Genomic DNA, 20,838 nt, shown 5'->3' on the forward strand with positions numbered 1-20,838 from the left:
GCCGGCCTGCGCGATCCTTGCATGCCAAAGCATTGGCGCCGGGCTACTATCTACCCTTTTGCGCCTGACGATGGACCGCCCGATGCCCAGTTCTGCCCGCCTGCTGTTGCCGTTGTACCTGCTTGCCTGCCTGTTGGCCCTGCTTGGGCTTGGAGGGCTCTGGTACGGGCTGGGTAAGCCGGTACACCTGGCCGATGCGGCCAGCCCGACGCACAAGCTGCAGTGCGCCTCGTACACGCCGTTCGACAAAGACCAGTCACCCTACGACCAGCCATTACAGCTGCGCCCGGCACGGATGGACGCCGACCTTGCTTTGCTGGCTGAGCGATTCCAGTGCATCCGCACCTATTCCATGAGCGGCCTTGAGGCAATCCCGGCGCTGGCACGCAAGCATGGCCTGAAGGTGATGTTGGGCGCCTGGGTCAACGCTCACCCGGCCGACACCGACAAGGAAATCGACCTGCTGATCGCCACCGCCAACGCCAACCCGGATGTGGTCAGCGCGGTGATCGTCGGCAACGAGACACTGCTGCGCAAAGAGGTGACCGGTGCACACCTGGCCAAGCTGATCGCCCGAGTGAAGCAACAGGTCAAAGTGCCGGTGACCTACGCCGATGTCTGGGATTTCTGGCTGCAGCACCCGCAGGTGGCACCGGCGGTGGACTTCCTGACCATCCACCTGCTGCCCTACTGGGAGGACGAACCGCGCGGCATCGACGATGCCTTGGCCCACGTTGCCGACGTGCGCCGGGTGTTCGGCACGCGCTTCGCGCCCAAGGACATCCTGATCGGCGAAACCGGCTGGCCCAGCGAAGGCCGCCAGCGCGAGACCGCTGTGCCCAGCCGAGCCAACGAGGCGCGCTTCATTCGCGGCTTTGTGGCCATGGCCGAAAGCAACGGCTGGCGCTACAACCTGATCGAAGCCTTCGACCAGCCGTGGAAGCGTGCCAACGAAGGTGCTGTAGGCGGTTACTGGGGGCTTTACGATGCCGACCGGCAGGACAAGGGCGTGCTCGAAGGGCCGGTGAGCAACCTGCATTACTGGCCACAGTGGTTGCTGGCGAGTGCGGTGTTGATGTTGGTCATGTTGATGCTCGCCGGGCGCCCCGCGACTGTGCAGGCGGCAGTGTTGCTGCCACTGCTGGCGGCGTTTGGCGCGGTTTGCCTGGGGCTGTGGGGCGAGTTGATGCGCACCCATGCACGCTTTGTCGGGGAGTGGGTGTGGGCGGTGGCACTGGCCGGGCTGAACCTGCTGGTATTGGCCCATGCGCTGCTGGCCTTGGCGCAACGGGCCGGCTGGCGCGAACGTTTATTCGCCTGGCTGCAGGCGCGGGCCGGCTGGCTGTTGCTGGCGGCGGGTTTTGCCGCAGCGGTGAGCATGCTGGCGATGGTGTTCGACCCGCGCTACCGCAGCTTCCCCAGCGCTGCGCTGGCGTTGCCGGCGCTGGTGTATGTGCTGTGGCCGGTAAGGGCGCGGCGGGCGGAGGTGGCGCTGCTGGCGTTCATCGTCGGCGCCGGGGTGGCGCCGCAGCTGTTCGTGGAAGGGCTGGAGAACCAGCAGGCCTTGATCTGGGCGGTAGTGAGTGTGCTGATGACAGCAGCGTTGTGGCGGAGCTTGCGAATGACTCGAAAAGCCTGAAAACACAGGTAACTGTAGGAGCGGCCTTGTGTCGCGATGGGCCGCAAAGCGGCCCCAGAATTCGAGAAGCAGCACAGATTGCCGGGGCCGCTGCGCGGCCCATCGCGACGCAAGGCCGCTCCTACACAGACCGCGTCGCCTTGGCTTTTCTTACAAGCCGCAGCCCCGCTAGCACCAGCGCAAACACGGCAATGCTGGCGGTGTACAACACCAACGCCGGCACCGCGAACACCAATGCCACCACCGCCAGCCACCAGCCGGCGCGGCCGGAAACCACCTGTGCCAGCAGCGCCAACGCCAACCCACTCCAGGCCAACACCTGATGATGAATACCCAAGCCCAGCAGCGCGCGTACTTCACACTGCCAATACGCCGCAGGCGACGTGCACAGCCCTACCCACTGGCCATCCTCCATCAGCCCATAGCGCACGCCGTAACTGGCCGCGAGCCACAACCCCAGAAGCAGTACCAGCAGCGCAGCCGGCAGCGAACGAGACATCCAGTTCTCCAATAGCGGTAATCGAATTCATCCATGATCGCTTAAGCCCGGTTGTAAGGCAAAATCACAAACCTGCAGCTATGTTGCAGATAACCAGCACACCAAAGGCCACCGCGCCAGGCAACTTTGCCTGCGTTGATGTGGTCCTAGCCTGCACACTGCTCGACCTTGCGTTCTTTTGGGGGATTACATGCTTCGATCTTTGCGCCTCGCTGCCTTGCTCGGCAGCCTGCTTATGGCTGTGGCCGCTTCAGCGCGGGATATCGACGCCGCGAGCTACGGCTACCCCTTGACCAACCCGTTCGAAGCCACCATCGCCACCACGCCGCCGGACCAGCGCCCGACCCTGCCCAGCGACGACGAAATCAACCAGTCCGACTACAGCCTCAACCTGCGCCCGGAGCGCGAGTTCACCCTGCCCGACAACTTCTGGGCGGTGAAAAAGCTCAAGTACCGCCTGGCCCGCCAGGATCACGAGGCACCACTGATTTTCATCATTGCTGGCACCGGTGCGCCCTACAGCAGCAGCATCAACGAGTACCTGAAGAAGCTGTTCTACCAGGCTGGTTTCCACGTGGTGCAGCTGTCGTCACCCACCAGCTACGACTTCATGAGCGCCGCCTCGCGCTTTGCCACCCCCGGCGTCAGCCAGGAAGACGCCGAAGACATGTACCGGGTCATGCAGGCCGTGCGCGCCCAGCACCCACGCCTGCCAATCAGCGAGTTCTACCTCACCGGCTACAGCCTGGGCGCGCTCGACGCCGCCTTCGTCAGCCACCTGGACGAAACCCGCCGCAGCTTCAACTTCAAGCGCGTGCTGCTGCTGAACCCGCCGGTCAACCTGTACACCTCGATCAACAACCTGGACAAACTGGTGCAAACCCAGGTCAAGGGCATCGACCGCAGCACCACGTTCTATGAGCTGATGCTGCAAAAGCTCACTCGCTACTTCCAGGACAAGGGCTACATCGACCTGAACGACGCCCTGCTGTATGACTTCCAGCAGTCGCGCCAGCACCTGTCCAACGAGCAGATGGCCATGCTGATCGGCACCTCGTTCCGTTTCTCCGCGGCCGACATTGCCTTCACCTCCGACCTGATCAACCGCCGTGGCCTGATCATTCCGCCGAAGTTCCCGATCACCGAAGGCAGCAGCCTCACGCCGTTCTTCAAACGCGCCTTGCAGTGCGACTTCGACTGCTACATGACCGAGCAGGTGATCCCCATGTGGCGTGCGCGCACCGATGGCAACAGCATCCTGCAACTGGTGAACCAGGTCAGCCTGTATGCCCTGGAAGACTACCTGCGCAGCAGCGACAAGATCGCCGTGATGCACAACGCCGACGACGTCATCCTCGGCCCGGGTGACATCGGCTTCCTGCGCCAGGTGTTCGGTGACCGCCTGACCCTTTACCCCCACGGCGGCCACTGCGGCAACCTCAATTACCGCGTCAACAGTGACGCCATGCTGGAGTTCTTCCGTGGTTAACAAACTCCTCTTCGCCACTGCCCTGCTGGCCGCCGGCCAAGCCCTGGCCGCCGAAACCGCCCCTCGGGCCAGCGTGATCGAGGCCGACCCGCAAGTGACCGCCGCACCACTGGCGCCCGAAGCCGACGGTTTTCTCGACCCGCTGCGCGAACTGAAATTCAACCCGGGGCTGGACCAGCGCGAGTTCGAGCGCTCCACCCTGGAAGCGTTGAACGTGTACGACCCGCTGGAGTCGATCAACCGGCGCGTCTACCACTTCAACTACCGGCTGGACCAATGGGTACTGCTGCCGCTGGTGAGTGGTTACCAGTACGTCACCCCGCGCTTCGTGCGTACCGGGGTGAGCAACTTCTTCAACAACCTGGGCGATGTGCCGAACCTGTTCAACAGTGTGCTGCAGCTCAAGGTCAAGCGCTCGGCAGAGATCACTGCCCGGCTGATGTTCAATACCATCATTGGTGTGGGCGGGCTATGGGACCCGGCGACCAGCATGGGCCTACCACGCCAGAGCGAAGACTTTGGCCAGACCCTGGGCTTCTACGGTGTGCCAGACGGGCCCTACCTGATGCTGCCGGTGCTGGGGCCATCGAACCTGCGCGATACCACCGGGCTGGTGGTGGACTATGCGGGCGAGCAGGCCATCAACTACCTGAACGTGCCCGAAACCAGCACCGACCACCCGGAAATTTTTGCCCTGCAGGTGGTGGATAAGCGCTACACCACCAAGTTCCGCTATGGCCAGCTGAACTCGCCGTTCGAGTATGAAAAGGTGCGGTATGTGTATACCCAGGCGCGCAAGTTGCAGATAGCCGAGTAACCTGTGCCGGCCCATTCGCGGCGGTTCGCCGCCTCGATGAACCCGCGAATGGGCCGTAACTGACAACGTCAAATCCCCAGGAACTGACACAACTCCCGCTTCTTGGCCAAAGCATCCCGTCGCCCCAACTCGATCAGTTCACTGCAATAACTCGCCTCGAACAGCAGATAGCTCAACACCCCCGCCCCACTGGTCCGCGTAGCCCCCGGCCCGCGCAGGAACAAGCGCAACGCCGCCGGCAGCTCACGCCGGTGCCGGGCGGCGATTTCGTCCAGCGGCTGGCTGGGCGCCACGACCAGCACCTCGACCGGCGCCAGCCCCAGGCGCCGGGCATCCAAGTGCGCTGGCAGCAAGCGGCTCAGGTGGTTGAGCCGCTGCAGCAACTCGATGTCGTCTTCCAGGCTGTCGATGAACGTGCTGTTGAGCATGTGCCCACCGATCTGCGCCAGGCTCGGCTGCTGGCCACTGAACACGCGCTGAGTGGGCAACGGCGGTGCCGGCCGCTGCGGGTTGCCGCTGACCCCGACCACCAGCACCCGGCTGGCACCCAGGTGCAGGGCCGGGCTGATCGGCGCCGACTGGCGCACCGCACCGTCACCGTAATATTCGTCGCCCAACTGCACCGGCGCAAACAGCAGCGGAATGGCCGCGCTGGCCAGCAGGTGGTCGATAGTCAATGGCGTGGGCACGCCGATGCGGCGATGGCGCAGCCAGGCTTCGATGGTGCCGCGCCCTTGGTAGAAGGTGACCGCCTGGCCGGACTCGTAGCCGAAGGCGGTGACGGCCACGGCGCGCAACTGCTCGGCCGCCAGAGAATGGCCGATACCATCCATGTTCAAGTGTGCCTCCAGCAGGCTGCGCAGTGGGCTGCTGTCCAGCAGCGCCACCGGCGCCTGGCCACCCAGGCCCAGCAGGCTATGGCCAACGAAACGGCTGGCTTGGCGAACGACTCCGGGCCAGTCACTGCGGATGACCAGATGGCTGCGAAAGTTCTGCCAGAAGGCAGTAAGCCGTTGTACGGCCTCGTTGAAATGAGTGGCGCCGCTGGCCAGGGTAACGGCGTTGATGGCACCGGCAGAGGTACCGACAATGACCGGGAACGGATTATGTGCGCCGGCAGGCAGCAACTCGGCAATGCCGGCAAGGACGCCAACCTGATAGGCGGCGCGGGCGCCGCCGCCAGAAAGGATAAGACCGGTTACCGGGGGTGGGGCCATGAACTCCTTCCTGGATCAGCTATTTTTCAGCGCTTTTTCTTCTCATACAGCCGTGGTGCACCCTCGGGCCGTGACTTGAACCGGCGGTGCGCCCACAGGTACTGCTCCGGACACTCGCGCAACACACCCTCAACCCACTGGTTGATACGCAGGCAGTCGGCCTCTTCGCTTTCGCCTGGGAAATCCGCCAGTGGCGGGTGGATTACCAGACGATAGCCGCTGCCATCCTCCAGGCGCTTCTGGGTGAACGGAATAACCTGCGCCTTGCCCAGCCGGGCGAACTTGGTGGTGGCGGTTACCGTGGCTGCGGGGATGCCGAACAGCGGCACGAAAATGCTCTGTTTGGCGCCGTAGTCCTGGTCGGGTGCGTACCAGATCGCCCGGCCCGAACGCAGCAGCTTGAGCATGCCACGCACGTCTTCGCGCTCCACCGCCAGCGAGTCAAGGTTATGCCGCTCACGGCCGCTGCGCTGGATGAAATCGAACAACGCGTTGCCATGCTCGCGGTACATGCCGTCGATGGTGTGCTGCTGGCCCAGCAGCGCGGCGCCGATTTCCAGGGTGGTGAAGTGCACCGCCATGAGGATGGCGCCCTGCCCCGCCTGCTGGGCGGCCTGCAGATGCTCCAGCCCCTCGATATGGGCCAGGCGCGCGAGCCTGGCCTTGGGCCACCACCAGCTCATGGCCATTTCGAAGAAGGCGATGCCGGTAGAGGCGAAGTTGGCCTTGAGCAAACGCCGCCGTTCGTCGACCGACAGTTCCGGGAAGCACAGCTCCAGGTTGCGCGCGGCGATGCGCCGACGCTCACCGGCGAAGCGGTACATCACGGCACCCAGTGCCGCACCGATTTTCAACAGCACCCGGTACGGCAACTGGACCACCAGCCACAGCAGGCCCAGGCCCAGCCACAGGCCCCAGAACTTGGGGTGAAGGTAATAGGGACGAAAACGCGGGCGTTCCATTGAAGCATCCGGAAAGACAAAGGCCGCGCATTCTACAACGGATCAGCGCATGTTGCGGGCAACCGGTGTTCTCGTTATAAGTCAGGGCACTTTTTTCGCAACAAGCCGTCTATGCAGACCATGAGCCCAAACCACACACCCGACACCGCCTCCGTGTTCCAGCTCAAGGGCAGCATGCTCGCCATTACAGTACTGGAACTGGCGCGCAATGACCTTGAAGCCCTTGACCGCCAGTTGGCGGCCAAAGTCGCCCAGGCACCGAACTTCTTCAGCAACACGCCGCTGGTGCTGGCGCTGGACAAGCTGCCGGCCGACGAAGGGGCAATCGACCTGCCCGGCTTGATGCGCATCTGCCGCCACCATGGCCTGCGTACCCTGGCCATCCGCGCCAACCGCATCGAGGACATCGCCGCCGCCATCGCCATCGACCTGCCGGTGCTGCCACCGTCCGGCGCGCGCGAACGGCCGCTGGAGCCCGAGCCCGAGGTGGTCAAAAAGCCCGAACCCGCCCCGACGCCACCACCGGCCCCCGAACCCGAAGTGCGCCCGACCCGCATCATTACTGCGCCAGTACGCGGCGGCCAGCAGATCTATGCTCAGGGTGGCGACCTGATCGTTACCGCCTCGGTCAGCCCGGGTGCGGAACTTCTGGCCGATGGCAACATCCATGTGTACGGCGCCATGCGTGGCCGCGCCCTGGCCGGCATCAAAGGCAATACCAAGGCGCGGATCTTCTGCCAGCAGATGACCGCCGAAATGGTTTCAATCGCCGGCCAGTACAAAGTCTGCGAAGACCTGCGCCGCGACCCGCTGTGGGGTACCGGCGTGCAAGTCAGCCTGTCTGGTGACGTGTTGAACATCACCCGTCTTTAACGGATACTTGCCAGCATTTTTAGAGCAACTTTTTTACCGTTGCCGTCATTTACGCTATTTCAGTTATTTGCAGGGACTTGTGTCCCGACTATTTTAGGGGTGAAACACCTTGGCCAAGATTCTCGTGGTTACTTCCGGCAAGGGGGGTGTGGGCAAGACCACCACCAGCGCCGCCATTGGTACCGGCCTCGCACTGCGCGGCCACAAGACCGTCATCGTCGACTTCGACGTGGGCCTGCGTAACCTCGACCTGATCATGGGCTGCGAACGCCGCGTGGTGTACGACTTCGTCAACGTGGTCAACGGCGAAGCCAACCTGCAGCAAGCCCTGATCAAGGACAAGCGCCTCGAGAACCTGTACGTGCTGGCCGCCAGCCAGACCCGTGACAAGGACGCGCTGACCCAGGAAGGCGTGGAAAAGGTATTGATGGAGCTGAAGGAAACCTTCGACTACGTCATCTGCGACTCGCCGGCCGGTATCGAGAAAGGCGCGCACCTGGCCATGTACTTCGCCGACGAAGCCATCGTGGTCACCAACCCCGAAGTGTCCTCGGTACGTGACTCTGACCGCATGCTGGGCATTCTGTCGAGCAAGTCGCGCCGCTCCGAGAACGGCGAAGAGCCAATCAAGGAACACCTGCTGATCACCCGCTACCACCCAGAGCGCGTGGAAAAAGGCGAAATGCTGAGCATCGCCGACGTCGAAGAAATCCTGGCGATCAAGCTCAAGGGCGTGATTCCCGAGTCCCAGGCAGTGCTGAAGGCCTCCAACCAGGGTATCCCGGTCATCCTCGACGACCAGAGCGATGCCGGCCAGGCCTATAGCGATACCGTCGACCGTCTGCTGGGCAAAGAAAAGCCCCTGCGGTTCATCGAAGTGCCGAAGCAAGGATTCTTCGCGCGACTGTTTGGAGGCAAGTAAACCATGAACCTTTTTGACTTCTTTCGTGGCAGACAGAAACAGACCAGCGCGTCGGTAGCGAAAGAGCGTCTACAGATCATCGTGGCGCACGAGCGCGGCCAACGCAGCGAGCCGGACTACCTGCCGGCGCTGCAGAAAGAACTGCTGGAGGTGATCCGCAAGTATGTGAACATCGGCAACGATGACGTGCATATCGAGCTGGAAAACCAGGGCAGCTGCTCGATTCTGGAGCTGAACATCACCCTGCCGGATCGCTGATCAGGCTAAAAGCTGGGGCTGCGTTGCAGCCTTGTGTCGCGAAAGGGCCGCAAAGCGGCCCCAGCGTTTTCTGCTACTTTCGTGAGAACTGCAATGCCGCTGTCGAATGTCCAGATCCTCTTCGAAGACGCCGCCATCCTGGTGATCAACAAGCCGACCCTGCTGCTGTCGGTGCCCGGCCGCGCCGAGGACAACAAGGACTGCCTGATCACCCGCCTGCAGGAAAACGGCTACCCCGACGCACTGATCGTGCACCGTCTGGACTGGGAAACCTCCGGCATCATCCTGCTGGCCCGCGATGCCGACAGCCACCGCGAGCTGTCGCGCCAGTTCCACGACCGCGAAACCGAAAAAGCCTACACCGCCCTGTGCTGGGGCCAACCCGCGCTGGACAGCGGCAGTATCGACCTGCCGCTGCGCTACGACCCGCCAACCAAGCCACGGCATGTGGTGGACCACGAGCAGGGCAAGCATGCCCTGACGTTCTGGCGCATCGTCGAGCGCTGCGGCGACTACTGCCGTGTGGAGCTGACGCCGATTACCGGGCGTTCGCACCAGCTGCGCGTGCACATGCTGTCCATCGGCCACCCGCTGCTGGGTGACCGGCTGTATGCCAACCCCGAAGCGCTGGCGGCCCATGAACGGTTGTGCCTGCATGCGTCGATGCTGAGCTTTACCCACCCGGTCTCGGGGGAGCGGTTGAAGTTCGAGTGCCCTGCACCCTTCTGATTTTTGGCTGGCTGTTCCGGCCTCTTCGCGGGCTTGCCCGCGAAGAGGCAGACACAAATTGTCGACATTCTGCGCTAAACTCGCGCCACTGCTGTCTGGAGTGAGCTATGCGCGACGCACTGAATACTGGCCTTATCGACTTCCTCAAGGCCTCCCCCACGCCCTTCCACGCCACCGCCAGCCTGGCCCAGCGCCTCGAGGCTGCCGGCTACCAGCGCCTGGACGAACGCGACAGTTGGGCCACCGTGCCTGGCGGCCGTTATTACGTCACCCGTAACGACTCTTCGATCATCGCCATCAAGTTGGGCAAGCAGGCCCCACTGTTGAACGGCATCCGCATGGTCGGCGCCCACACCGACAGCCCGTGCCTGCGGGTCAAGCCACAGCCCGAACTGCAGCGCCAGGGCTTCCTGCAACTGGGCGTGGAAGTGTATGGCGGTGCCTTGCTGGCGCCGTGGTTCGACCGCGACCTGTCGCTGGCCGGACGCGTCACCTACCGCCGTGACGGCAAAGTCGAAAGCCAGCTGATCGACTTCAAGCTGCCGATCGCGATCATCCCCAACCTGGCCATTCACCTGAACCGCACCGCCAATGAAGGCTGGGCGATCAACCCACAGAACGAGCTGCCGCCCATCCTGGCCCAGGTCGCCGGTGACGAACGTATCGACTTCCGCGCCCTGCTCACCGAGCAACTGGCCCGCGAGCACGAGCTGATCGCCGACGTGGTCCTGGACTACGAGCTGAGCTTCTACGACACCCAGGACGCCGCGTTGATTGGCCTGCACGGCGACTTCATCGCTGGCGCCCGCCTGGACAACCTGCTGTCGTGCTATGCCGGCCTGCAGGCCCTCTTGGCCGCTGACAGCGACGAAACCTGCGTGCTGGTGTGCAACGACCACGAAGAAGTCGGCAGTTGCTCGGCCTGCGGTGCCGACGGCCCGATGCTGGAGCAGACCCTGCAGCGCCTGCTGCCCGATGGCGACGCCTACGTGCGCACCGTCCAGCGCTCGCTGATGGTGTCGGCCGACAATGCCCATGGTGTGCACCCCAACTACGCCGACAAGCACGACGGTAACCACGGGCCCAAGCTCAATGCCGGCCCAGTGATCAAGGTGAACAACAACCAGCGTTACGCCACCAACAGCGAAACCGCCGGCTTCTTCCGCCACCTGTGCATGGCCGAGGAAGTACCGGTGCAAAGCTTCGTGGTGCGCAGCGACATGGGCTGCGGCTCGACCATCGGGCCGATTACCGCCAGCCACCTGGGCGTGCGCACGGTGGATATCGGTTTGCCTACCTTTGCCATGCATTCCATTCGCGAGCTGTGTGGCAGCCACGACCTGGCGCACCTGGTGAAGGTACTGACCGCCTTCTACCGTAGCCGCGAATTGCCTTGATGCAGGCAGGTGCAAGCAGGCCCGGGCCTGCTTACACCTGCTCAAGGTCAATCCCGCCTCGCTTGCCAAGCGCTATGCTTGTTACATGGCCCCACTGCATAAGGATTGCTGTCCATGTCCCCGTTCCTGTCCCTGTTCGTGCCGGTGTTCCTGTTCCTGCTGCTGCTGACCATCGGCTTCAGCATGCGCGAGCGCAATATCGGTGTGCTCATGATGTGGATCGGCACTTTGGGGATCTTCGGCCTCACCTGCTGGAAGATCCTCGAGAAACTGCCGACATAAACCTCTACACTCGGTCAATCGTTTGACCTGAGGTAGATTTGCCTGTGCCTGCCCTCCTGCGTTACCTGTTCCTGCTGCTTGTGCTGTTCATCACCCCGGTACAGGCGGCGGGCCTGCCCGGCCTGTTGGGCGGCAGTGCGCCCGCGCAACCGGAGGCCACCGAGCCGCTGGGCAAGTCGCTGGACGAGGTGATCAAAAACCTTGAAAACGATCAGCAACGGGCCAAGTTGCTGGCCGACCTGAAAAAGCTGCGCGACGCCACGAAGCAATCGCAACCCAGCGTCGAGCAAGGCGTGCTCGGCCTGATAGGCGGCGCCCTGCATGACTTTGAGAAACAGTTCAGCGGCGATGCCAGCCCGTTCCACCGCTGGGCCGCGGAAATCGAACAAGCCCAGGCCGAGCTGAGCGAGCTGATGGTGCCGGTGCACCAGTGGCCTGCGATCCTGTTCGGCTTTGCTGCAGTGATTGCCGTGTGGAGCGTGCTGGCCTACGCCTTCAACTGGGTCGGTCACCGGGTACGCCTGCGCTTTGGCCTGAGTGAAGAACTGCCACAGCACCCGCGCACCTGGGACCTGGTGCGCTTCGCCCTGCGCAAGCTCGGCCCCTGGCTGGTGGCGCTGGTGTTCACCGTGTACCTGAGCTTCGTGCTGCCACCGTCGCTGGGCAAATCGCTGGCGATGGTGTTGGCCTACGCGCTGGTGGTCGGTACCTGCTTCTCGGCCATCTGTGTCATCGCCTTCTCGCTGCTGGACGGCCCACACCGCCACCGCGCCCTGCACATCCTGCGGCACAAGGCGTTCCGCCCACTGTGGCTGATCGGCAGTTTCGCCGCCTTTGGCGAGGCAATGAGCGACCCACGCATGCTGGTGGCCCTCGGTACCCACCTGGCCCACGCCCTGGCCACCCTGGCCAACGTGGTTGCAGCACTGTGCACCGGGCTGTTCATCCTGCGCTTTCGCCGCCCGATCGCCCACCTGATCCGCAACCAGCCATTGTCGCGGCGCCTGACCCGCCGCACCCTCAGCGACACCATCGAGATCCTCGGCAGCTTCTGGTTCATCCCGGCGCTGATCCTGGTGGCCATTTCGCTGTTCGCCACCTTCGTCTCCGCCGGTGACACCAGCACCGCCCTGCGCCAGTCGCTGATGTGCACGGTGCTGGTGGTGGTGTGCATGGTGCTCAACGGCCTGGTTCGCCGCCACGCCGCCAACCCCAAACGCGCCAACAAACGCCAGGCGGTGTACACAGAGCGCCTGCGCAACTTCGGCTATTTGCTGGTGCACCTGTTCATCTGGCTGGTGTTCATCGAACTGGGCCTGCGCGTGTGGGGCGTGTCGATGATCAGCTTCGCCGAAGGCGACGGCCACGACATCAGCCTGCGCCTGCTGGGCCTGGCGGGCACGCTGATCGTCGCCTGGCTGGTGTGGATCCTGGCCGACACCGCCGTACACCATGCCCTGGTGCGCTCGCGCCGGGGGCTGGCCAATGCCCGCGCGCAAACCATGATGCCGCTGATCCGCAACGTGATGTTCGTGATCATCTTCATCATTGCGGTGATCGTCGCCCTGGCCAACATGGGCATGAACGTCACACCGCTGCTGGCCGGTGCCGGTGTCATCGGCCTGGCCATCGGTTTTGGTGCGCAGTCGCTGGTGGCCGACCTGATCACCGGTCTGTTCATCATCATCGAAGACTCGCTGGCCATCGACGACTACGTGGATGTCGGCGGGCACCTGGGCACGGTGGAGGGGCTGACCATTCGTACCGTGCGCCTGCGCGATATCGACGGCATCGTGCATACCATCCCGTTCAGCGAAATCAAGAGCATCAAGAACTACTCGCGGGAGTTCGGCTACGCGATCTTCCGCGTGGCCATCCCGCACAGCATGAACATCGACCAGGCGATCACGCTGATTCGGGAAGTGGGGCAAAAACTGCGCAATGACCCGCTGATGCGCCGCAACATCTGGTCGCCGCTGGAGCTGCAGGGGGTGGAGAGCTTCGAGTCGGGTTCGGCAATCTTGCGGGCACGCTTCAAGACCGCACCGATCAAGCAATGGGAAGTGTCGCGGGCGTTCAACCTGGCGCTCAAGCGGCAGCTGGATGAGGCGGGGCTGGATCTGGCGACGCCGCGGCTGTCGGTGCAGGTGGTGACGGCCGGTGGAGGAACAGTCGCAGACTCCGGTTCCTCCAGTTAGGGCGTCCTAGCCAGCCAGGGCGCGGATGCGGATGGCATCATGCCGCCAGTACTCCAGGTCACAGTCGATCAGGTGCCCATGCTGGTCGCTGTTGACCCGAGTGATGTGCAACCCCGGGCTACCCACCGACACCTTCAACGCCCCCGCCGCCTCCACCGGCAACGCCGTCGGCAAAATTTCAAAGCACACCTGCCCATACTCGATGCCATACACTCGCCCATAAATCTCCGTCAGCGACTGCGCCAGATCCTGTTCGAGAATCTCCGGAAAATACCGGGGGTTGAGGTAGTGCTCGGCATACAGCACCGCCCGCCCGTCAATCCGCCGCAAGCGGCAGATAAGCACCACGCTGGACAACGCCGGCAACTGCAAGCGCGCGCAGATGGCCGCCGAAGCCGGCTGCAGCCGCGCCGACAGCAGTTCGGTACTGGCCACCCGACCCTGCTCGCGCACCATGGCATGGAAGTGACTGCGCTCGATCAGGTCGTAGGTCAACCGCTCGGGCGCGACAAACCAGCCGCGGCGCTCTTCGCGGTAGATCAAGCCCTGGGCCTCCAGCTGGGCTAGCGCCTCGCGCAGGGTGATACGCGTGGTGTCGAACACCTCGCTGAGCCGGCGCTCGGCCGGCAGCTTGCCGCCCGGCGCCAACAGGCCGTGCTCGATCTGCTCCTGCAGGGCATGGCAGATGGCTGTTACCGCTCGCGGTGGCATCGGCTGCATCAAGGGTTACCTATCTGGACTATTCCAGCCCCAGAACAGGGCATTGGGAGAATAGTGCAAGCCTAGGCAGGGCTGATGAACATCCTGTGACAAGGTTGCGCCCAGAGCACTGGCAGAATCGGGCCAGCCCAGCAAAACCGGGGCTGCGCCATGGTCTACGCTGTATTGCCAGGAGCCCTCGGCCACCTGCGCGGGCCCTTCCCTACATCAAACTGTCACGCAAGCGGCCTACCTTGGCTCAAGGTTTGCTGACCTAGACCAAAGGTTCCAGGCAACGGTTTCACTCATAACAACGATCGGTAAAAGGCACCCACCCAAGGAGCTACGGATGAAAAAGTTGTTCATGGCGTCACTGCTCGGCTCTGCCATCGCGTTCTGCACCTCGGCCATGGCCGCGGACCTCAAGGCCCTGGAAGATGCCGCCCGCAAGGAAGGCACGGTCAACAGCGTGGGCATGCCCGATGCCTGGGCCAACTGGAAAGGCACCTGGGAAGACCTGGCCAGCAAGTACGGCCTCAAGCACAGCGACACCGACATGAGTTCGGCGCAGGAGATCGCCAAGTTCGAAGCCGAGAAGGACAACGCCAGCGCCGACATCGGCGACGTGGGTGCCGCCTTCGGCCCGATCGCAGTGACCAAGGGCGTCAGCCAGCCCTACAAGCCAAGCACCTGGGACCAGGTGCCGGAGTGGGCCAAGGACAAGGACGGCCACTGGGCACTGGCCTATACCGGCACCATCGCCTTCATCATCAACAAAGACCTGGTCAAGGAAGGCGAACGCCCGACGTCCTGGCATGACCTGGAAAAAGGCAAGTACAAGGTCGCCATCGGCGACGTCGGCACCGCCGCCCAGGCCGCCAACGGCGTGCTGGCCGCGGCCATTGCCTACAAGGGCGACGAGAGCAACGTGGCGCCGGGCCTGCAGCTGTTCACCAAGCTGGCCCAGCAGAAGCGCCTGTCGCTGGCCAACCCGACTATCCAGACGTTGGAAAAGGGCGAAGTGGAAGTTGGCGTGGTGTGGGACTTCAACGGCCTGAGCTACCGTGAACAGATCGACCCCAAACGCTTTGAGGTGCTGATCCCGTCGGACGGTTCGGTGATTTCCGGCTATACCACGGTCATCAACAAGTATGCCAAGCACCCCAATGCGGCCAAGCTGACCCGCGAGTACATCTTCAGCGACGCCGGGCAGATCAACCTGGCCAAGGGGCATGCGCGGCCGATCCGTGCCGAGCACCTGAAGCTGCCAGCGGATGTGCAAGCCAAGTTGCTGCCTAACGAGCAGTACGGTGCTGCCCAGCCGATCAAGAACGCCGAAGCCTGGGAAGCCACCTCGAAGAAACTGCCGCAGATGTGGCAGGAGCAAGTGATCATCGAAATGGAGTAAGGCAGGACCATCCTGGGGCTGCTGCGCAGCCCATCGCGACGCAAGGCCGCTCCTACAGGGCCCGCGTCGCCCCAGAGGTTTTCGCTGTCCCTGTGGGAGCGGCCTTGTGTCGCGAATGGAGGGCGAAGCCCTCCCCGGTTCCTTTGCGGAGTATTGAATGAGCCACAACGTCATCCTGGTCCTGCTGGACGGCCTCAACTACCAGGTCGCTCACCACGCCATGGGCCACCTGCACGCTTACGTCGAGGCCGACCGCGCCGCGCTATACCGGGTGGAATGCGAGCTGCCGTCGCTGTCGCGGCCGCTGTACGAATGCATCCTCACCGGCGTGCCGCCGATCGACAGCGGCATCGTGCACAACAACATCAACCGCCTGTCCAACCAGCGCAGCGTGTTCCACTACGCCCGCGAGGCCAACCTGGGCACCGCAGCCGCGGCCTATCACTGGATGAGCGAACTGTACAACCGCTCGCCCTTCGACCCGCAGCGCGACCGCCACACCCATGCGCCCAAGCTGCCGATCCAGCACGGGCTGTTCTACTGGGACGACCGTTACCCCGACTCGCACCTGCTGGCCGATGGCGAGTACCTGCGCCGCCGTCACGCCCCCAACTTCCTGCTGGTGCACCCTATGAGCGTTGACGACATCGGCCACCGTCACGGCCTGGACAGCAGCCAGTACCGCAACGCTGCGCGCAGCGTGGATATTTTGCTGGCCGACTACCTGCCAGGTTGGCTCGAAGAGGGCTATCAGGTATTGGTTACCGCCGACCATGGCATGAACAACGACCGCTCGCACAACGGCCTGCTGGCCGAGGAGCGCGAAGTGCCGCTGTTCGTGTTTGGCGACGCCTTCAGCCTGGACCCGGCCGCCAAACCGCTGCAGACCGAGCTGTGCGGCACCATCTGCGAGCTGCTGGGCGCCGCGCACGACAAAACGGTTTGCCGGGAGTTGCTGAAGTGAATGGCGGCGCCCGTGGCCGCTACCTGGCCCTGCTCTGCCTGCTGCCGTTCGCCGTGTTCTTCGTCATCTTCCAGGTCGCCCCGCTGGCCTGGGTGGCGACCAACAGCCTGCAATCGGACGCCGGCTGGGGCATCGACAACTTCAGCAAGGTATTCGCCTCGAAGTTTTACCTGCAGGCATTGCAACGCAGCCTGGAAATCAGCTTCTGGTCGAGCCTGTTCGGCATCGTCATCGCCACCCTCGGCGCCTATTCACTGCGCCGGGTGGACTCGAAGCTGCGCGACTTCGTCAGTGCCTTCGCCAACATGACCAGCAACTTTGCCGGGGTGCCGCTGGCCTTCGCCTTCATCATCCTGCTGGGTTTCAACGGCGCACTGACCCTGCTGCTGAAGCAGGTCGGCCTGCTGGAAGACTTCAGCATCTATTCCAAGAGCGGGCTGATCCTGGTGTACACCTACTTCCAGATCCCGCTGGGCGTATTGCTGCTGTACCCCGCCTTCGACGCGCTGCGTGAAGACTGGCGCGAGTCGGCCGCACTGCTGGGCGCCAACCATTGGCAGTACTGGCGGCACATCGGCCTGCCGGTGCTGACCCCGGCACTGCTGGGCACGTTCGTCATCCTGCTGGCCAACGCCCTCGGTGCCTACGCCACCGTGTACGCACTGACCACGGGTAATTTCAACGTACTGCCGATCCGTATCGCCGGCCTGGTGGCCGGCGACATCAGCCTCGACCCGAACCTGGCCAGCGCCCTGGCCATGGTGCTGGTGGGGCTGATGACGCTGGTCACGGTGGTGCATCAATGGCTGCTGAAGAGGAGCTACCATGCGCGCTGACGCCCTTTCCGGCGGCTGGTACCATCGCGTGGTGGTGTACCTGCTGTTCCTGATCCTGCTGCTGCCATTGGCCGGCACCCTGCTCTACTCGCTGGCCACCAGTTGGTCGGCCAGCCTGCTGCCCAGTGGCCTGACCCTGAAATGGTATGCGGCATTGTGGAGCGAGCCGCGCTTTCTGGCAGCCTTCGGCCAGTCACTGCTGGTGTGCGTGGGCGCGCTGTTGCTGTCGGTGGTGCTGATATTGCCGCTGCTGTTCGTGGTGCACTACCACTTCCCCAAACTCGACGCACTGATGAACATCCTCATCCTGCTGCCCTTCGCGGTACCGCCGGTGGTGTCGTCGGTGGGGTTGCTGCAACTGTACGGCAGCGGGCCGATGGCCATGGTCGGCACACCGTGGATCCTGATCGGCTGCTACTTCACCATCGCGCTGCCGTTCATGTACCGAGCCATTACCAACAACCTGCAGGCCATCAACCTGCGCGACCTGATGGACGCCGCGCAGCTGCTCGGCGCCAGCACCTGGCAGGCAGCACTGCTGGTGGTGCTGCCCAACCTGCGCAAGGGCTTGATGGTGGCGTTGCTGCTGTCGTTCTCGTTCCTGTTCGGCGAATTCGTATTCGCCAACCTGCTGGTCGGCACCCGCTACGAGACCCTGCAGGTGTACCTGAACAACATGCGCAACAGCAGCGGCCACTTCAACAGCGCACTGGTGATCTCCTACTTCGCCTTCGTGCTGATACTGACCTGGGTCGCCAACCGCCTGAACAAGGACAAGACCTGACATGAGCTTCGTCAGCGTACAGAAACTGCAGAAGAGCTACGCCGGCAGCCCGGTATTCGAGAACATCGACTGCCACATCGAACGCGGCGAGTTCGTCACCTTGCTGGGCCCGTCCGGCTGCGGCAAATCCACCCTGCTGCGCTGCATCGCCGGGCTGACCCCGGTGGACAGCGGGCAGATCCTCCTCGACGGCCACGACATCGTGCCGCTAAGCCCGCAAAAACGTGGCATCGGCATGGTGTTCCAAAGCTACGCACTGTTCCCCAACATGACCGTGGAGCAGAACGTCGCCTTTGGCCTGCGCATGCAGAAAGTCAAAACCGACGAAAGCCAGCTGCGAGTGCGCGAGGCCCTGGAGCTGGTTGAGCTGGGCACATTCGCCGGGCGCTACCCGCACCAGTTGTCTGGCGGCCAGTGCCAACGCGTGGCCCTGGCCCGCTCGCTGGTCACCCGCCCGCGCCTGCTGCTGCTCGACGAGCCGCTGTCGGCACTGGATGCGCGTATCCGCAAGCACCTGCGCGAGCAGATTCGCGCCATCCAGCGCGAGCTGGGGCTGACCACCATCTTCGTCACCCACGACCAGGAAGAGGCGCTGACCCTGTCCGACCGCATCTTCCTGATGAACCAGGGCCGCATCGTCCAGAGTGGTGATGCCGAAACCCTGTACACAGCGCCTGTGGACCTGTTTGCCGCCGGCTTCATCGGCAACTACAACCTGCTCGACGCCGACAGCGCCAGCCGCCTGCTGCAGCGCCCGGTGGCCAGCCGCCTGGCGATCCGCCCGGAGTCGATCACCCTGGGCGTGAACGGCGAACTAGACGCAGAAGTGCGTAGCCACAGCCTGCTGGGCAACGTGATTCGCTACCGCGTAAAGGTGCGCGAAGTGGAGCTGGTGGTCGATGTACTCAACCGCTCGCCGGCAGACCTGCACGCGGACGGAAAACGGGTAAGCTTGTCGATCGACCCCACGGCGCTGCGGGAAGTGGCCTAAGGAGACTCAACACAATGGCACTGGCAATTTTCGATCTGGACGAAACCCTTATCCACGGCGACTGCGCGTCGCTGTGGAGCGAGCAGATGGCCCGGCTGGGCTGGGTCGACGGCAAGGATTTCCTGCGCCGCGACCATGAACTGATGGAAGCCTACGGCAAGGGCCACCTGCAGATGGAGGACTACATGGCCTTCAGCCTGGAGCCGATTGCCGGGCGTACCCTGGAAGAAGTCGAGCACCTGGTGGAGCCGTGGGTGGAAGATGTGATCGAACCGATCATCTATGGCGACGCCTGCCGCTGCATTGCCGAACACCGCAAGCGTGGCGATCGCATTCTGATCATTTCTGCTTCGGGGACGCACCTGGTGGGGCCGATTGCGGCGCGGCTGGGGGTGGACGAGTACCTGGCAATCGAGCTGGAGGCGGTGAACGGGGTGTATACCGGCAAGACCCACGGGGTGCTGACCTACCGCGAGGGCAAGATCACCCGGCTGCTGGAGTGGTTGGATCAGGAGCAGGAAAATCTGGAGGGGGCGAGTTTCTATTCCGACTCACGCAATGACCTGCCGTTGTTACTGAAGGTGGACCATCCGCATGTGGTGAACCCCGATGCGGTATTGCGTGAACATGCCCAGACCAATGGCTGGCCGATCCTGAGCTGGACCTGAAAGTACTTCATTGCCTGTTCTGGCCTCTTCGCGGGTGAACCCGCTTCCACGAAAGGGTGCGATCCCTGTGGGAGCGGGGTACCCGCGAAGGGGCCAGGCCTGCTTACACCAGGCTCGCGTCGATCACCATCACCAGCTTTCCTGACACCTGATTGGTCTCAAGCTCGGCATACGCCGCCTGGGCAAACTCCACCGGGTAGGTATCGACCAGCTGCGGCGACAAGCGCCCTTCGGCAAACAGCGGCCACACCTGCTGCTGCAACTCACTCAGCAGTTCGGCCTTGAAGCCGTCATCACGGTTACGCAGCGTGGAGCCGGTAATCTCCAGGCGCTTGCCCAGCACCTGCGCCAGGTCCAGCTCGAACTTGCGCCCGCCCATCAGGCCGATGATCACCCAGCGCCCGTCACGGGCCAGCAGCTTCAGGTTGAGCTCACCGTAGCTGGCGCCCACCGGGTCGAGAATCACGTCGAACGGGCCAAAACCTTCCAGCGCGTCCAGGTTCTCGTTACGTACCACACCACCCGCGGCACCCAGCGCTTGGCAATAAGCCAGGCGGTCCTGCGAACCGACGCTGACCCACACCGGGCTGCCAAACGCCTTGCACAGCTGGATGGCGGCCGAGCCAACGCCACTGGCACCGGCGTGCACCAACACCTTCTCGCCAGCCTTCACAGCACCGAGCTGGAAGATGTTCAGCCAGGCGGTGGCATACACCTCCGGCAACGCCGCTGCTTCCTGCAGGCTCAGGCCTTCGGGCACCGGCAGTACGTGACGGGCATCGACCACCACTTCCTCGGCCATCGCGCCGCTGGCCAGCAGCGCGCAAACGCGGTCGCCCACCCGCCAATCGGCACCCGCACCTACCTCTTCAACCACCCCGGCACACTCCAGGCCCATGTACGGGCTGGCCCCTGGTGGTGGCGGGTACAAACCTTTCATCTGCAGCAGATCAGCGCGGTTCAGCCCCGCTGCGGCCACGCGAATGCGCACTTGGCCCGCGTCACAGGCCGGGCGTTCGGCCTCGACCCACTCCACATGTCCGTCAACGCCTTGCAATGCCTTCACAGTGCCTCCATAGTTGAATCATGACTGGGCCTGGGGAACGCACACCCCAGGCTTTTTGCAGTATTTGCCCGGTTCCATGGAACCGGCAACGGAAAAGACGGCCTACTATGCGTGATCAATTGCCTCCACGTCGAATCAGC

21 protein-coding genes are annotated in these 20,838 nt (G+C 63.5%); 16 read left to right on the plus strand and 5 right to left on the minus strand.

The window, feature by feature from the left end:
- The first annotated feature begins 70 nt into the window (after window positions 1-70).
- Window positions 71-1,639 (plus strand): beta-1,6-glucan synthase, encoded by a 1,569-nt coding sequence (locus tag APH42_RS01830; protein ID WP_012271012.1) that lies wholly within the window; start codon window positions 71-73, stop codon window positions 1,637-1,639.
- A 121-nt stretch (window positions 1,640-1,760) separates the two neighbouring features.
- On the opposite strand, the gene APH42_RS01835 is transcribed toward APH42_RS01830, so the two are convergent.
- Window positions 1,761-2,138 carry a hypothetical protein gene (locus APH42_RS01835; protein WP_012271011.1) on the minus strand — a complete coding sequence of 126 codons (378 nt, stop codon included), beginning with the start codon at window positions 2,136-2,138 and terminating at the stop codon, window positions 1,761-1,763.
- A gap of 190 nt (window positions 2,139-2,328) precedes the next feature.
- Here APH42_RS01835 and APH42_RS01840 point away from each other — a divergent pair, with 190 nt between their 5' ends.
- Together APH42_RS01840 and APH42_RS01845 are read left to right on the plus strand one after the other, a co-directional pair.
- Window positions 2,329-3,627: a serine protein kinase PrkA gene (locus APH42_RS01840; RefSeq protein WP_012271010.1), complete on the plus strand. Its 1,299-nt coding sequence runs from the start codon at window positions 2,329-2,331 to the stop codon at window positions 3,625-3,627.
- A complete protein-coding gene (locus APH42_RS01845) occupies window positions 3,620-4,444 on the plus strand; it encodes a VacJ family lipoprotein (RefSeq protein WP_081336902.1) in 825 nt (274 codons plus the stop codon). The genes APH42_RS01840 and APH42_RS01845 overlap by 8 nt, the downstream gene beginning before the upstream one ends.
- Before the next feature lie 68 nt (window positions 4,445-4,512).
- Here the strand turns inward: APH42_RS01845 and APH42_RS01850 are convergent, their stop codons facing one another.
- Window positions 4,513-5,661 carry a patatin-like phospholipase family protein gene (locus APH42_RS01850; RefSeq protein ID WP_012271008.1) on the minus strand — a complete coding sequence of 383 codons (1,149 nt, stop codon included), beginning with the start codon at window positions 5,659-5,661 and terminating at the stop codon, window positions 4,513-4,515.
- A gap of 26 nt (window positions 5,662-5,687) precedes the next feature.
- Window positions 5,688-6,623, minus strand: coding sequence for a lipid A biosynthesis lauroyl acyltransferase (locus tag APH42_RS01855; protein WP_060492596.1), 936 nt, complete (start codon window positions 6,621-6,623; stop codon window positions 5,688-5,690).
- A 111-nt stretch (window positions 6,624-6,734) separates the two neighbouring features.
- Here APH42_RS01855 and minC point away from each other — a divergent pair, with 111 nt between their 5' ends.
- The 7 genes from minC (at window position 6,735) to APH42_RS01885 (ending at window position 13,282) form a co-directional block, all read left to right on the plus strand.
- Window positions 6,735-7,496, plus strand: coding sequence for a septum site-determining protein MinC (gene minC / locus APH42_RS01860; protein ID WP_012271006.1), 762 nt, complete (start codon window positions 6,735-6,737; stop codon window positions 7,494-7,496).
- Window positions 7,497-7,605: 109 nt separating this feature from the next.
- Complete coding sequence (gene minD / locus APH42_RS01865) at window positions 7,606-8,418, plus strand: septum site-determining protein MinD (RefSeq protein WP_012271005.1); 813 nt, start codon at window positions 7,606-7,608, stop codon at window positions 8,416-8,418.
- Between the two features lie 3 nt (window positions 8,419-8,421).
- Window positions 8,422-8,676: a cell division topological specificity factor MinE gene (gene minE, locus APH42_RS01870; RefSeq protein WP_003252572.1), complete on the plus strand. Its 255-nt coding sequence runs from the start codon at window positions 8,422-8,424 to the stop codon at window positions 8,674-8,676.
- Window positions 8,677-8,769: 93 nt separating this feature from the next.
- Window positions 8,770-9,405: an RluA family pseudouridine synthase gene (locus APH42_RS01875; RefSeq protein ID WP_060492597.1), complete on the plus strand. Its 636-nt coding sequence runs from the start codon at window positions 8,770-8,772 to the stop codon at window positions 9,403-9,405.
- A 107-nt stretch (window positions 9,406-9,512) separates the two neighbouring features.
- The gene (locus APH42_RS01880; protein WP_060492598.1) at window positions 9,513-10,802 is read left to right on the plus strand and encodes a M18 family aminopeptidase; all 1,290 of its coding nucleotides are present in this window, start codon (window positions 9,513-9,515) and stop codon (window positions 10,800-10,802) included.
- A gap of 114 nt (window positions 10,803-10,916) precedes the next feature.
- The gene (locus APH42_RS30085) at window positions 10,917-11,084 is read left to right on the plus strand and encodes a hypothetical protein (protein WP_012271002.1); all 168 of its coding nucleotides are present in this window, start codon (window positions 10,917-10,919) and stop codon (window positions 11,082-11,084) included.
- A gap of 44 nt (window positions 11,085-11,128) precedes the next feature.
- Window positions 11,129-13,282 (plus strand): mechanosensitive ion channel family protein, encoded by a 2,154-nt coding sequence (locus APH42_RS01885; protein ID WP_012271001.1) that lies wholly within the window; start codon window positions 11,129-11,131, stop codon window positions 13,280-13,282.
- Window positions 13,283-13,288: 6 nt separating this feature from the next.
- Here the strand turns inward: APH42_RS01885 and APH42_RS01890 are convergent, their stop codons facing one another.
- The gene (locus APH42_RS01890) at window positions 13,289-14,002 is read right to left on the minus strand and encodes a UTRA domain-containing protein (RefSeq protein ID WP_012271000.1); all 714 of its coding nucleotides are present in this window, start codon (window positions 14,000-14,002) and stop codon (window positions 13,289-13,291) included.
- A gap of 328 nt (window positions 14,003-14,330) precedes the next feature.
- Between APH42_RS01890 and APH42_RS01895 the strand changes: the two genes are divergently transcribed.
- The 6 genes from APH42_RS01895 (at window position 14,331) to APH42_RS01920 (ending at window position 19,632) form a co-directional block, all read left to right on the plus strand.
- Window positions 14,331-15,389, plus strand: coding sequence for an ABC transporter substrate-binding protein (locus APH42_RS01895; protein WP_012270999.1), 1,059 nt, complete (start codon window positions 14,331-14,333; stop codon window positions 15,387-15,389).
- A 157-nt stretch (window positions 15,390-15,546) separates the two neighbouring features.
- The gene (locus tag APH42_RS01900) at window positions 15,547-16,353 is read left to right on the plus strand and encodes an alkaline phosphatase family protein (protein WP_012270998.1); all 807 of its coding nucleotides are present in this window, start codon (window positions 15,547-15,549) and stop codon (window positions 16,351-16,353) included.
- Window positions 16,350-17,189 carry an ABC transporter permease subunit gene (locus APH42_RS01905; RefSeq protein WP_012270997.1) on the plus strand — a complete coding sequence of 280 codons (840 nt, stop codon included), beginning with the start codon at window positions 16,350-16,352 and terminating at the stop codon, window positions 17,187-17,189. The genes APH42_RS01900 and APH42_RS01905 overlap by 4 nt, the downstream gene beginning before the upstream one ends.
- Window positions 17,179-17,973, plus strand: coding sequence for an ABC transporter permease (locus APH42_RS01910; RefSeq protein ID WP_012270996.1), 795 nt, complete (start codon window positions 17,179-17,181; stop codon window positions 17,971-17,973). The genes APH42_RS01905 and APH42_RS01910 overlap by 11 nt, the downstream gene beginning before the upstream one ends.
- A gap of 1 nt (window position 17,974) precedes the next feature.
- On the plus strand, window positions 17,975-18,964 hold the full coding sequence (locus tag APH42_RS01915) for an ABC transporter ATP-binding protein (RefSeq protein WP_060492599.1): 990 nt from the start codon (window positions 17,975-17,977) through the stop codon (window positions 18,962-18,964).
- Window positions 18,965-18,978: 14 nt separating this feature from the next.
- Window positions 18,979-19,632, plus strand: coding sequence for an HAD family phosphatase (locus tag APH42_RS01920; RefSeq protein WP_012270994.1), 654 nt, complete (start codon window positions 18,979-18,981; stop codon window positions 19,630-19,632).
- Window positions 19,633-19,735: 103 nt separating this feature from the next.
- Here APH42_RS01920 and APH42_RS01925 read toward each other — a convergent pair whose 3' ends face one another.
- Window positions 19,736-20,698 carry an NAD(P)H-quinone oxidoreductase gene (locus tag APH42_RS01925; protein ID WP_060492600.1) on the minus strand — a complete coding sequence of 321 codons (963 nt, stop codon included), beginning with the start codon at window positions 20,696-20,698 and terminating at the stop codon, window positions 19,736-19,738.
- Window positions 20,699-20,838: the final 140 nt, after the last annotated feature.

It is taken from the genome of Pseudomonas sp. NBRC 111140 (assembly GCF_001320885.1).
Lineage (GTDB): Bacteria > Pseudomonadota > Gammaproteobacteria > Pseudomonadales > Pseudomonadaceae > Aquipseudomonas > Aquipseudomonas putida_P.